The sequence below is a fragment of the Capnocytophaga sp. HP1101 genome, assembly GCF_054772415.1.
The window spans coordinates 354,632-367,898 of record NZ_BPUU01000009.1 but is presented as its reverse complement, the minus strand read 5'-3'; the positions used below and the strand labels follow the sequence as shown (position 1 = coordinate 367,898).

General features: G+C 40.0%; 11 protein-coding genes. 4 read left to right on the top strand and 7 right to left on the bottom strand.

The annotated features are described in order from the left end of the window. Nucleotides 1–466: 466 nt before the first annotated feature. Nucleotides 467–1,702 carry a sodium/glutamate symporter gene (gene gltS / locus RCZ04_RS07635; protein WP_460485485.1) on the bottom strand — a complete coding sequence of 412 codons (1,236 nt, stop codon included), beginning with the start codon at nt 1,700–1,702 and terminating at the stop codon, nt 467–469. 281 nt (nt 1,703–1,983) lie between these two features. Here gltS and RCZ04_RS07630 point away from each other — a divergent pair, with 281 nt between their 5' ends. From RCZ04_RS07630 to RCZ04_RS07615, 4 genes are all read left to right on the top strand, one after another. Then, nucleotides 1,984–2,946, top strand: a complete 963-nt coding sequence (locus tag RCZ04_RS07630; protein ID WP_460485426.1) for a transketolase family protein — start codon at nt 1,984–1,986, stop codon at nt 2,944–2,946. Between the two features lie 38 nt (nt 2,947–2,984). After that, complete coding sequence (locus tag RCZ04_RS07625; RefSeq protein WP_460485425.1) at nt 2,985–3,839, top strand: hypothetical protein; 855 nt, start codon at nt 2,985–2,987, stop codon at nt 3,837–3,839. A 343-nt stretch (nt 3,840–4,182) separates the two neighbouring features. After that, nucleotides 4,183–5,628: an SWIM zinc finger family protein gene (locus RCZ04_RS07620; RefSeq protein WP_460485424.1), complete on the top strand. Its 1,446-nt coding sequence runs from the start codon at nt 4,183–4,185 to the stop codon at nt 5,626–5,628. Nucleotides 5,629–5,641: 13 nt separating this feature from the next. Beyond that, a complete protein-coding gene (locus RCZ04_RS07615; protein WP_460485423.1) occupies nt 5,642–7,468 on the top strand; it encodes a HEAT repeat domain-containing protein in 1,827 nt (608 codons plus the stop codon). A 136-nt stretch (nt 7,469–7,604) separates the two neighbouring features. Here the strand turns inward: RCZ04_RS07615 and RCZ04_RS07610 are convergent, their stop codons facing one another. From RCZ04_RS07610 to clpP, 6 genes are all read right to left on the bottom strand, one after another. Beyond that, on the bottom strand, nt 7,605–9,233 hold the full coding sequence (locus RCZ04_RS07610) for an AMP-binding protein (RefSeq protein WP_460485422.1): 1,629 nt from the start codon (nt 9,231–9,233) through the stop codon (nt 7,605–7,607). Between the two features lie 15 nt (nt 9,234–9,248). Next, entirely contained in the window at nt 9,249–9,923 is a 675-nt protein-coding gene (trmD, locus tag RCZ04_RS07605; RefSeq protein WP_460485421.1) for a tRNA (guanine(37)-N(1))-methyltransferase, read from the bottom strand. A gap of 4 nt (nt 9,924–9,927) precedes the next feature. Next, entirely contained in the window at nt 9,928–10,566 is a 639-nt protein-coding gene (locus tag RCZ04_RS07600; protein WP_460485420.1) for a hypothetical protein, read from the bottom strand. A 30-nt stretch (nt 10,567–10,596) separates the two neighbouring features. Beyond that, complete coding sequence (locus RCZ04_RS07595) at nt 10,597–11,199, bottom strand: thioredoxin family protein (RefSeq protein WP_460485419.1); 603 nt, start codon at nt 11,197–11,199, stop codon at nt 10,597–10,599. 103 nt (nt 11,200–11,302) lie between these two features. Continuing rightward, the gene (clpX, locus tag RCZ04_RS07590; protein ID WP_460485418.1) at nt 11,303–12,535 is read right to left on the bottom strand and encodes an ATP-dependent Clp protease ATP-binding subunit ClpX; all 1,233 of its coding nucleotides are present in this window, start codon (nt 12,533–12,535) and stop codon (nt 11,303–11,305) included. Continuing rightward, nucleotides 12,536–13,195, bottom strand: a complete 660-nt coding sequence (clpP, locus tag RCZ04_RS07585) for a Clp protease/crotonase-like domain-containing protein (RefSeq protein ID WP_460485417.1) — start codon at nt 13,193–13,195, stop codon at nt 12,536–12,538. It lies immediately after the preceding gene. Between the last annotated feature and the right edge of the window lie 72 nt (nt 13,196–13,267).

Below are 13,267 nucleotides of genomic sequence, written 5' to 3'. Positions count from 1 at the left end.
CAGTATTTTTAGGCTTTAGAGACACACCCGAGTGATAGCAAGAGAGTTTAAATTTTCGCCAAATCTAAAAATCAAACAATTCAGTTATATCGTACTAAAGAGATACTTTAAGCTTAATAGCCTCTCTACATTTTTATTTTACAAGTAATAATTCAAAAAAGAGACATTTTCAAAAGAAGTTAGGCTCACTTCATCTTTGTTTATTCCCATCCTAACTCCGTTTATTCTATACTCATCATTTGCCATTTGTTCATCTACCCGTGTGACTCGCACCGTCATTTGTTCACCATTTGTTCATCTGCCCGTGCGGCTCGCACCGTCTTTTGTTCGTTCATCGTTCGTCTTTCCTTCGTTCATTTATTTTTTATCTACCTGTCGTGCTACGACCTCGCACCGTCTCTTGTTCCTTTATCTTATAAGTTTTCTATAACTATCTTTAATTTCATCATTAACCGTTAATTATTCATCATTGCAAAAAACCAATAAATGTTGTCAATATAAAAGCATTGATGAAGTCAATAAAGAAAGCCCCTACCATTGGCACAATCAAAAAAGCTTTGTGCGAAGGTCCAAAACGTTCCGTTACCGACTGCATATTGGCGACAGCCGTTGGGGTAGCTCCCAATCCAAAACCACAATGACCTGCTGCCAATACAGCAGCATCATAATTACTACCCATTAGGCGGAAAGTAACAAAATAAGCATAAGTGCACATCACAAAGGTTTGCACAGTTAAAATAATAAGCATCGGTAGTGCTAAATCAAGCAACTGCCACAGTTTGAGATTTAAGAGAGCTATCCCCAAAAACAGACTCAAAGAAGCATTGCCAAACACATCGATAGCACGGTCAAATATCTTTAATCGGAACCCCTTGGTAAGCACATTGCGCAACAATACCCCAAAGAAAAGAGCCCATACAAATTGTGGTATGGTAAATTTCTCAGGCAGATAAGCAGTTACCTGTGGTGTCTCCATTATAGCCGAAAATGATAGACAAGCTGCAAAAAGAGCTATCGTTTCAATTGCTGATTTAGCCGTAATGAGTCGCTTCTTATCGGCATTCTCAAATACTTCAACAGCAGTATCAGCAGTATCGTTTTGTGTTGTTTCAGCAATAGGTTTTCTGCCTAAGTTCTTTACTAATTTGCGCGCAACAGGTCCTCCAATAAGCCCTCCGAGTATAAGTCCGAAGGTAGCTGAAGCCAATCCTAAATCGGTTGCCCCTCTGATACCGTATTCTCCTTCTAATATTTTGCCCCAAGCACCCGCCGTTCCGTGTCCGCCCGTAAGCGTAATAGAGCCCGTAATGAGTCCCACAATAGGGTTTTCACCCAAAACGGTAGCCAAGCCCACGCCTACACCATTCTGTACCACGATAAAGAGCGCTACTACCCCTAAGAAAATAATCAGCCCCATTCCGCCAGCTTTAAGTCGCGAGAAATCGGCACTCAAGCCAATAGATGAAAAGAAAAAAAGCATAAAAGCGTCCTGTAAACCTTTGTTAAATTCCAAAGAAGTGCCGGTGTAGGCGTACAGCAGATACATAAAAGCAGCCGCTAAGAGTCCGCCAGCTACAGGTTCAGGAATATTGAAGTCGCGCAAAAACTTCACTTTACGCACTAAAAAGCGCCCTATGAGCAACACTATCGTTGCAACAATCAAGGTGTAATAAGGGTCGATAATAAGGGTATCCATATTAATAATAGTTGAAATGTAAGTTTATATGAGGGGCTAAAAGTACAAAAGATTATTTTACTGAAGAAATTAATAGGAAAAAAAATCTGTAAGCTATCAATATTTACTATCTCTATACTCCATTAAAATACAGTTTATGATTAAACAAATAAGCTTTTTCGCTATGATTATCATAACTATTTTTATGGGTTGTTTGTTCTGTTTGTGCAGAAAATAAAAGTTTTGTTAGGAAGAGAAGATAAAAAGCATTACCTTTGTCGCTCAAAAAGATTAAACCTCATTTACTGATGAAAAAATATATTGATACAGGAAAAAAAGACACCCGAAGTGGTTTTGGGGCTGGACTTACTGAGTTAGGGTGCAAGAATCCTAATGTAGTTGCCCTTTGTGCCGATTTAATTGGCTCTTTGAAGATGGAAAAGTTTATTGAAGAGAACCCCACACGCTTCTTTCAAATAGGTATTGCTGAAGCAAATATGATGGGTATTGCAGCAGGGCTTACCATTGGTGGTAAAATACCTTTCACAGGCACCTTTGCAGCTTTCTCTACAGGACGCGTATATGACCAAATACGCCAATCAATAGCTTATTCAAACAAAAACGTAAAAATTTGCGCTTCTCACGCTGGGCTTACTCTTGGAGAAGATGGAGCTACTCACCAAATATTAGAAGATATTGGTTTGATGAAAATGCTCCCTAATATGGTAGTAATTAATCCTTGTGATTACAATCAAACCAAAGCAGCGACCCTTGCCATTGCCGATTATGTAGGTCCTGTTTACCTCCGTTTTGGTCGCCCTACGGTAGCAAACTTTACTCCTGAAGACCAAATCTTTGAAATAGGTAAAGGTATATTATTAAATGAAGGAAAAGACGTAACCATTATTGCTACTGGACATTTGGTATGGGAAGCTCTTTTAGCTTGTGAAGAATTGGAGCAAAAGGGTATTTCAGCAGAAGTTATTGATATCCACACTATTAAACCGTTAGACGAAGAGCTTATTCTTACTTCAGTAAAGAAGACTAAAGCAGTAGTAACTTGTGAAGAACATAATTATTACGGAGGTTTAGGAGAAAGTATCGCTCGTGTGCTCACACAGCACTACCCCATCCCACAGGAGTTTGTAGCCGTAAACGATACCTTTGGTGAAAGCGGTACTCCTGCTCAACTAATACAAAAATACGGCTTAGATAAAGAAGGCATCTTGAAAGCTGTTAATAAAGTACTCAAGAGAAAAGTTGCCAATTAAGCTACTATCTTATGTAAATCAGATAAAACAAATTGTTTATGTTAGATTATTTACAAACCAAGAATCCTTATTTTAATACCTCTGGACTTACCTCATCAGAGGCTAACTACGTATGCGAACGTATTAAGGAGAGACTTAAACCTATTCAAGATCTTGTAAACACTATTGAAACCCACACTTCAAGTATTGATGGGGAACCTTTAGATAGTTTTACTAAGGTAAATGATATTGGAGGTAAGCTCACTGAAATAGGTTCACTATATGCAATCTCGGCTTATTTGCGTACAGCAATTAAGGAAAAAGAGGCTCGATTAGACATATTAGCAAAAAAGCTAACTAATATACAGCTTGAAGCAGAAGCAGAAGTAAAACCAATTGACTATGAGCAACTCAATCTCCTTAGAGAGGTCACCATAGAAGATTATCTTAAAACCCTATCACTTGAAGAAGTAGTGCGATATAAGGAAGCGGAGGCAAAAGCTGCCCATATCGGTAAGTATATTCACAATTTTGATGAGGTACGCACAAATCTCACTAAAAAAGAGCTTATCACCCTAAAACAAGTAGGCGAGCAGGTGTTTAAAGTAAAGAATACACCCCTTTACGACCTTGCAGAACTACAACAATTACAAGAACAACTATTGGCACAGCATCGTGAGGTTGAAAGCGAAGTAAACTTTTATAAAGCTCAGTTTCGCACGTTCCAAAATAATGCTCAATTGCAATATGAACAACAACTTCAAAAGTTACAACAAGAACGCCAAGCAAAAGTAACAGCTTTAGTGCTAGAAAAAACAGCTGAACTGATGAAGATAAAGGAAACAGTTGCAGGTTTTAGAATAGTAGTACCTAACAGCTACAAAAATACTATTGAGCTTCTTTTAAAGAAATAAGGTTTGGTGCGGTGTAAAATAGTTGACCTATAACAGATTTATATCACACCAATTTAGAAAGCTACAAAGCGGATTCCTATAAGATTGCAAACACACTCATTGATATATCGCTCTATACCCAAACAGTTTTTAATAAGGGAAATGTGTGTTATTCCCTGCTGATGTTTATCGCATCATAACTAAAACTTTGCTATAGTCTTTACCTTTGTGGGTATAGAGGTCTTCATCTTAAACCTTGCTATCGCCTGCGTTCCGTTTTGTAGCTTTCACTTTCATAAATGGGTGATAAATTATTTATCTTCTGATGAAACCTTCTTTAAGCACATAATTCACAATATAAAATATGATAGAAGTAACGCAACAAAAGATTGAAGAGCTTGCCCCTAATGCCGAGGCAGCTAAAAAAGGACGTGAGTTGGTGAAGAAAAACAAATTCAGCAACCTCAAAATCAACGCCGAAAAGAACCTGATATGGGGTGAGTGTGTGGGTAGTAGTAAGAATCCTTACTATTGCTCTGCTGATTATATCGATGAGCACAACCCTGTGTTCCGCTGTAACTGCCCCAGTAGGCAGTTCCCCTGTAAGCACTCTGTAGGCTTGCTGTACTGCTTTGAAGCCGATGCTTCCCAATTTGCCGAAGCGGAAGTGCCTGAGGATATCCTCTCCAAACGCGAAAAGATAGAGAAAAAGCAGGAGAAAAAAGCCCAAGAAAAGGAGAGCATCAAAGAAAAAGCCGAAAAACCTAAAAAGGTGAACAAAGCTGCTTTTACTAAAAAGATTGATGCCCAGCTCATAGGGATTGAAAACGCTCAAAAACTATTGCACGACATTGTTACTACCGGACTCTCATCGGTAGATGCCAAAATGCGTGCGACCCTCAAATCTCAAATAAAAGATTTAGGCAACTACTACATTGGGGGCATTCAAACCGCTTTTAACAACCTATTACTCTCTATTGAAGAGGTAGAAAATGAGGAATATACAGCCGTAGTGAACAACCTGAACTACCTCTCTGCCCTCCTCAAAAAAGCTACCGACTACCTCAAAGCGCGTAAAGAAGACCCAGAGGGTACGCCCGAACTCTCTTCTGCTATTGAGGAGCAAATAGGCTATACGTGGAAGTTGGTCGAATTGATGCAATACGGACTATATGAAGAGAATGCCAATCTCGTACAGCTGTCGTTCAACAGTTATGACAACGAGGCGCGTAGAGAGTATGTAGACGAAGGTGTATGGCTGAATCTCAAAACGGGCAAGATCTACAAAACGCTCAACTATCGTCCTTATAAGGCAGCGAAGCATATCAAAGAGGACAATACTGTGTTCAGCGTGTTGCAACTCAAAGACCTCTACATTTACCCTGGTGATACTAACCCTCGTATCCGTTGGGAAGCCGATGGCAGTGCCGAACGCCCGCTTCAAAAAGAAGATCTTACCACTATCAAAAGTTTTGCTTCTACTCAGTTTGCTGATACAGTAAAAGCGGTGAAGAACACCATTAAAAATCCGTTAATGGACAAGCACCCCGTGGTACTATTAGCTTTACACAAGTCCTATTTGAAAGGCGAGGATTTGGTAGTGGAAGACGCTAATGGCGTAGCAATTACTTTAAGAGATATGGAGGAACAAGCGGTATCACCTACGAGCAACCTCAAATCGTTTTTACCTGCGAATGCCGAAGGACTTTCATTAGTAGTAATGATGCACAACGATGTAGCGAATGGTTTGTTATCGGCTCAACCGTTATCGCTCATTACCCCTGATAAAATAGTTAGATTATTATATTAAAAGTTGAATACCAATGAAACCATTATACGACTTACAACAAGAACTCAACCGTCTGTTTATAGCAGGGAGCAAGTTTGCTAAGAACGACCCGCGTTTGCAGAAACATATCCCCGTATTAGAGAAATTAGGTGAAAAAACCCTCGTATTTACCAAATTAGCTCAAGAACTCAAAGCGTTATTACAGACAGAGACACAACAATCTGCCGAAAAACTACTCAGCATTTCCACCTTGCTCTATTCTGTACTCTATACACAAGGTGTTACTGTAGTACCTGATGCTGAAAAAGTTCCTCAACAACCCAGCGTATCGTTAGCTGATGTGAACACTATTTATTCGTATTTACAACTGAAACCCGTATTGCAAGCTCTTACTGAGAGCAACTCAGGGCGATTGGAGGTACTGAAAGATGCTTTTGAGCGCAAAGTGTTTACTGACTCGCGTACTTTTGGTTACCTCAGTGTTGCCTTAGGTGATAAATACGCCGAACTCGCCGATTATGTGCGGGAAACCATTATTCCGTCCTGCGGTCAAGCGATAATACCATTCTTGCTATCCGATTTTTGCTTAGAAGACAAAACCGAGAATGTGCGTCGCTTGCGATTGTTACACCAGTTAGGCTATGAGGAAACACCTGCTTTAATAGAGAAAATATTCGCTGAGAGTCTGCCAAACTTGCAAGCTGAAGCTATTGGCATATTGGCTGAAAACAAAGATGCGCACACCGAAGAGCTGATCATTAGTCTGACAGGAGATAAGAATAAAGCCGTGCGTGGGGCTGCTTATATGGCTTTAGCTACTTTAGGTACGAAACACAGTATTGATAAATTGTACGAATTGTACAATACTAACAAGCAGAAAGGCAATGCCGAACTCCTTGCCAACGCTATTGCTAAAGTAGCGAACCCTGAGTACTACCAACCTTTTGTAACCAAGATGGAAGAGCGTTTTCAAGAGCTCATCACAATGGACACTTCTAACGAAAAAGCTCTTACCACTGCCTTAGATCGCTTTGCTATTGATATAGATATGTTGGAGCACAAGGGTTGTGAACAAGTGTACGCGCTCTTTTCACAGATGTTGCAACACAAAGAGTTCAATGATTTGCGCAAAAAAGTATTCAAGAATGCTTACGACCCTATACCTCATAATATGATAGGGGTACTCAACAGTTTTGATGCCGATAAGGTAACGAGTTTCTATGAGAAACACAAGCTATACCTTACCTATACTAATGGTTATGGTGATATGTGGACGAACTTTTTCTGGCGTGCCTTTAATAACGAACATTACAGTAAGGAGAAACTCTTTGATGTATTTAGCTCCCAACTCGGGAAAACATCTGCAACAGAAGGTATGTTATCAGCTTTTAGCGGTATTACAGGGGACTATAATAACTATAGTGTTAGAAATGTATCAGAAGTTAGAGTGGATAGGTTAGACCCTCGTTGGGTGTCTATCTTTTATACTTTTATCAACAGTATGAAAAAGCTCAATAACAATTACACTTATAAGGCACTGTTTATTCTCGATACTTTAGAAGGAACAAGCACACGATTAGACGAATTGCTCGTAAAAGCCCTTGCTCAATCCTATTCAGGTGATATGGTATGGCTGTTCCGCTTGGTGTTGAAACGCAACTTACCCAATAAGTTTGAACTTGTCTATCACACTTCACAGAGAGTAAAGACAGGTAATGCTTATTACTTTTTGGGTTATCTTTCGAATGTAAACTTTTGGAATCAATTCCCTAAGGAATATGCACAAAAGTATAGACTTTTGGCAAAACAGAATAGCTTAGCAATATTTGAGGAGATAGCAGAAGAGATAGAGAGAGGATAATAAAAAAATGGCGCGACTATCGCGCCATTTTTTATGTATTATATCTTATTTGTTGTAATATGCGACTGAACTTGACTTTGCTCTATAATAACTCCCTACAGATAAATAAAGTGACAGAGGAAATAGTTTCTTTGCCTTAATCTTCATCCTCTAAGCCGAGTTCTCTGGCTGATATTTCACGCATTTCTACTTTGCGAATCTTGCCAGAGATGGTCATTGGGAATTCGTCTACAAACTTCCAATAACGAGGCACTTTGTAATGAGCAATACGTCCTTTGCAGAAGTCGTGGAGTTCTTGTTCAGTAAGGGTAACACCTTCTTTAGGTTTGATCCACGCCATCACCTCTTCACCGTATTTCTTGCTCGGTACGCCAATCACTTGGGCATCCATTACTCCTTCATAAGTATAGAGGAAGTCCTCAATTTCTTTAGGTGAAATATTCTCACCTCCACGAATAATCAAATCTTTAATACGACCTGAGATGTGGATATAGCCGTCTTCATCCATCATTGCTAAGTCACCAGAGTGCATCCAGCGTTGTTCATCTATTACCTGCTTGGTAGCCTCAGGACTATTCCAATATTTCAGCATTACCGAGTAGCCACGTGTGCAAAGTTCGCCATTTTCACCACGTTGTACAATAGCTTTGGTCTCAGGATTGATAATCTTAATTTCGAGATGGTCGTGAATAGTCCCTACTGAGTGGATTTGTTTTTCAAAAGGAGCACCTATCTTAGTTTGTGTAGATACAGGAGAAGTTTCTGTCATACCGTAGCAAATGGTTATTTCGTGCATATTCATTTGCTCCTTCACGCGTTTCATAATTTCAGGAGGACACAAAGCCCCAGCCATTACGCCCGTACGCAAACTTGACAAATCATAAGGGTGTTTATCTAATATATAGAGTTCAGATATGAACATCGTAGGCACACCATAAAGCGAAGTACACTTTTCTCTTTCTACGGCTTCAAGCGTTTTAGTAGCATCGAAACTGTCATTAGGAATTACCATAGTAGCGCCGTGAGCAGTACAAGCAAGATTGCCTATTACCATTCCAAAACAGTGGTAAAAGGGCACTGGTATGCACACTCTATCCCTTTCACTATAATTCATTCGTATACCGATGAAATAACCATTGTTGAGGATATTATGGTGGGTGAGGGTTACGCCTTTGGGGTTACCTGTCGTTCCTGAAGTATATTGTATATTCACGGGGTCGTCAAACTGTACTTTTTCTTCAAAAGAAAGCAGTTTCTCATCAGTAACTTTCTCGCCGTGCGCTAAGAAGCGCTCCCAGCTTTCACCCCAGTAGACTTCTTTGCGGAGGGATTCAGTAAACTCACGCGCATCGTCTATCATCTTCTTGTAATTACTGCTCTTAAATTCAAGAGCAGCAAAAATATGTGATATTCCCGATTGATTGATTACATAAATAAGTTCACTGGTACGGTAAGTAGGGTTGATATTCACCATTATCGCTCCTATCTTGGCAGTAGCGTACTGTAAGAGTGTCCACTCATAACAATTAGGAGACCAAATGCCTACTCTATCGCCTTGTTTTACCCCTAAAGCGATAAGCCCTTTGGCTACAGCTGTTACTTGCTGGTAAAATTCAGCATAAGTAACACGATAGTTTTGGTGCACAGAGATGAGTGCTTCTTTATCAGCAAATTTTTCTACAGTTCTACGGAGGTTTTGGTCAATAGTTTCCCCTATAAGGGCGACATCGGAAGCTCCGTAAGTATAAGCTAAGTTTTTATTCATAAGGATTATTTTTAGTTATTTCAGTAAGTCGGGGCGTTTGGCTTTTGTGCGTTCATAAGATATATTTTCCCGCCATTGCTCTATTTTAGGAGTATTACCACTGGTAAGTATCTCAGGTACTTCCCAACCGTTGTAATTAGCCGGACGTGTATAAACAGGTGGTGCTAATAAGTTGTCTTGGAACGAATCCGTAAGAGCTGAGGTTTCGTCAGAGAGTACCCCTGGAATAAGGCGAATCACTGCATCGCAAAGCACTGCTGCTCCCAATTCCCCTCCTGAAAGCACATAGTCGCCTATAGAGATTTCTTTGGTGATAAAGTGGTCGCGTACGCGTTGGTCTACTCCTTTAAAGTGTCCACACAAGATGATGATATTTTCAGCCAACGAGAGTTGGTTAGCCGTCTTTTGTTTGAATGTATCGCCATCAGGGGTGAGGAAAATCACCTCGTCATAGTCACGTTCCGCTTTGAGAGACGAGATACACTTATCAATAGGTTCTATCATTAGCACCATTCCTGCTCCACCACCGAATTGATAATCGTCTACTTGGCGGTAAGCATTATTCGCATAGTCGTGTAGGTTGTGAAAATACACCTCTACGAGTTGTTTATCAATCGCGCGCTTAATGATAGAGTACTCAAAAAAGCCTTGCATCAGTTCAGGCACTACTGATATAATATCAATGCGCATCGGTTTAACGGTGTTTGTTGATTTCGTCTTGCAACTGACGGCGCACTTTTTGTTCGCGTTCAATAGCAGCTTTGCGATAACTTTCGTATTCGTCTTGCAATTCTGATAATTGGTGAAGCGATCTTCTTGTAATAATGTTTCCGTTAGAATATTTGTAAATGTATAGTACCAACAATACTCCTAAAGCAATAACAATACCCCACATAATCGTATTGTACAAGCCTTTGGATAACAAAGCCCCAAATAGGTTCATACTATCTTTCTCATTGCGAGTTTGATCTAAAGTAGTTTGTAAAGAAGCTATGTTATCATTTAGTGTCTTGATAGTTTCTTCGTGAGTTTTTACAGTTTCCTTTTCAGCAGCAAGACGTGATTTTATGTTATTCACACTATCTGCCATACTGCGTTGAAAGCTGGCAAGCTTAGCTTTGTCAAACATTTTGTAGTTTTGCCAAGAACCTGCCTTATCAATCATACGTTGGAACTGTTCGGGTAGAGTAGTAGGCTTTACTTCTTCAGGCTCTACTGCCACAGTAGTTGAAACTGTTTGTTGTGAACTAAATGAAGTTGTTGTCGCATCTTGTGCTTTGATTGATACAGTAGAAAAGGCTCCTAAAGCCATCATTATTATTAGTTTTTTCATATAACTTGTATTTTAAATTAATAATTGAGGTTACAATGTTTTCATTATCTTTGTGAAATCGTCTACAATGGTAGCTCCTTTGTCTTGGTTGTACCATTTTTGTAGTTCTTCTTTAAATTCAGGAGTGAGTTTGCCGTTTTTAGCTTTTTCCTCTTCCACCATTTTGGTAGCTACCGAAGGGCGAGACCCCCAATGCGTCAATACCTTATCTTCTAAGTCTAAAAACACTACTATCGGTATCGCTTTGCCTCCATTGGTAAGGAAAAGGTTCATCAGTTCGTTATTTTCATCTCTAAAAACAAGTTTCATAGTGATTTTGGGATTCAATTCAGCTATCTTATGCACTACAGGCAAGATTTGAGCGGCATCGGCGCACCAGCTTTCAGCAATCACCAATAAGCAAACGCTTTTAGGATAGTTTACAAAGAATTGCGCTTTATCTTCAGCTATTTCTATGGTCTTATCCAAGCGTTTGTAGCGTTTTTGGTTCAAAGCAGTGTAATATATGCGTTCTTCTGTCTGCTCTTCTCCACTTGATTTTCCTTCCGATTCATACTTGTCTATTAGGTTGCGATAAGTTTCATAGGAAACCGCTTTGAGGAGACTATTGCGAATGATTTGTGTTGTATCCATATTCAATCAATTGACAATTCACAATTAATAATTAACAATTAACATAATAGACTTTGTCAAAGTTCTAAGACTTTGACAAAGTTTGATACGCAAAGCGTTTATATTATGAAGCGATTTGTAAAGCCGATTTATTGAGCTTTTCTTCGGCGTAGTCTCTCGTAACAGTGAGTTCTTTAACCCCTGAATTAGGGAGCTCAAACATCGCATCAGTGAGAATATTCTCACATAGCGAACGCAAACCACGCGCACCGAGTTTATACTCTAAAGCTTTTTCAACAATATAGTCAAGCGCTTCTTCGGTAATATCAAATTTAATGCCATCCATCTCAAAGAGTTTTTTATACTGTTTGATAATGGCGTTCTTAGGCTCGGTGAGAATCATACGCAACGTGTGCTTATCCAATGGATTCATATAGGTAAGCACCGGCAAACGTCCTATAATTTCAGGTATTAAACCGAAATCTTTTAAGTCCTTTGGTATGATGTACTGCACCAAATTCTTGCGGTCTACCTGTGTGTTTTTAGACGAATTATAACCCACCGCTTGCATATTCAGACGTTTAGAAATGACACGCTCAATGCCGTCAAAAGCCCCTCCTGCAATAAACAAGATGTGTTCGGTGTTTACTTCAATATACTTCTGGTCGGGGTGCTTGCGTCCGCCCTTGGGAGGTACGTTCACCACAGAGCCTTCGAGGAGTTTCAGCAAAGCTTGCTGAACCCCTTCGCCCGATACATCACGAGTAATCGAAGGATTGTCGCTCTTGCGTGCGATTTTATCAATTTCGTCAATAAACACGATGCCACGTTCCGCTTTTTCCACATCATAGTCGGCTGCTTGCAAAAGACGAGAGAGGATACTCTCCACATCTTCACCCACATAGCCTGCTTCAGTAAGTACTGTAGCATCTACAATAGCGATAGGCACGTTCAGCATTTTGGCAATGGTACGCGCTACTAAGGTTTTTCCTGTACCCGTTTCGCCTACCATTATCACGTTGCTCTTTTGTATTTCCACTTCATCGTCGGCATCAGGCTGTTGCAAACGCTTGTAGTGGTTGTATACTGCCACTGATAGAATTTTCTTGGTAAAATCCTGACCTATTACATATTGGTCGAGGAACGCCTTGATTTCTTGTGGCGTTCTGAGAGTCATATCGCCTAATGCTACTGGCTTGCCTTTTTGAGCTTTCGTCCCGAATGCTTCTTCTATGATGATATTAGCTTGTTCTACGCAATAATTGCATATATTACCAGCCATACCGCGAATAAGCATCTCGGTTTCGGGTTCTGCACGACCGCAGAACGAACAATATTCTACTTCTTTTTTAGCCATTTATTTTCTTTCTAACACCTCGTCAATCATACCGTATTCTTTAGCTTCGCGTGCTATCATCCAGTAGTCACGTTCTGAATCTTTATACACTTTAGCGAAAGGTTGCTTAGAGTGTTTGGCGATGATTTCGTAGAGTTCGTTTTTGAGTTTCAACATTTCTTTGAGGTTAATTTCCATATCGCTGGCTACCCCTTGTGCCCCTCCTGAAGGTTGGTGAATCATCACGCGTGAGTGAGGAAGCGCTGAGCGTTTGCCCTCAGCTCCTGCACATAGTAATACAGCAGCCATCGAAGCCGCGATGCCTGTACAAATAGTGGCTACATCCGGTTTTACGAACTGCATAGTGTCGTACATACCTAAGCCAGCGTACACACTACCACCAGGTGAGTTGATATAGATTTGGATATCTTTACTGCTATCCACGCTTTCCAAGAAAAGCAATTGTGCAGTAACAATATTCGCTACTTGGTCGTTTACGTCAGTGCCAAGAAAGATGATTCTGTCCATCATCAATCGGGAAAACACATCCATTTGGGCTACATTCAGCTGGCGTTCCTCCATAATGTAAGGCGTCATACTGCCGATAATCTTATCGTAGTACAAACTGTTTACGCCGCGTTCTTTGGTAGCATATTTTCTAAATTCGTCTGATAAATTCACTTTTTTAATGATTAATTGTTAATGATTAATGAAGAGGTATAATATGATAAGCTGTTTTTACCTTTTACCTCT

Coding starts and splice junctions, on each gene's coding strand:
- RCZ04_RS07630 (WP_460485426.1), top strand. CDS start 1,984: ATGAAAAAATATATTGATACAGGAAAAAAAGACACCCGAAGTGGTTTT.
- RCZ04_RS07625 (WP_460485425.1), top strand. CDS start 2,985: ATGTTAGATTATTTACAAACCAAGAATCCTTATTTTAATACCTCTGGA.
- RCZ04_RS07620 (WP_460485424.1), top strand. CDS start 4,183: ATGATAGAAGTAACGCAACAAAAGATTGAAGAGCTTGCCCCTAATGCC.
- RCZ04_RS07615 (WP_460485423.1), top strand. CDS start 5,642: ATGAAACCATTATACGACTTACAACAAGAACTCAACCGTCTGTTTATA.
- RCZ04_RS07610 (WP_460485422.1), bottom strand. CDS start 9,233: ATGAATAAAAACTTAGCTTATACTTACGGAGCTTCCGATGTCGCCCTT.
- trmD (WP_460485421.1), bottom strand. CDS start 9,923: ATGCGCATTGATATTATATCAGTAGTGCCTGAACTGATGCAAGGCTTT.
- RCZ04_RS07600 (WP_460485420.1), bottom strand. CDS start 10,566: ATGAAAAAACTAATAATAATGATGGCTTTAGGAGCCTTTTCTACTGTA.
- RCZ04_RS07595 (WP_460485419.1), bottom strand. CDS start 11,199: ATGGATACAACACAAATCATTCGCAATAGTCTCCTCAAAGCGGTTTCC.
- clpX (WP_460485418.1), bottom strand. CDS start 12,535: ATGGCTAAAAAAGAAGTAGAATATTGTTCGTTCTGCGGTCGTGCAGAA.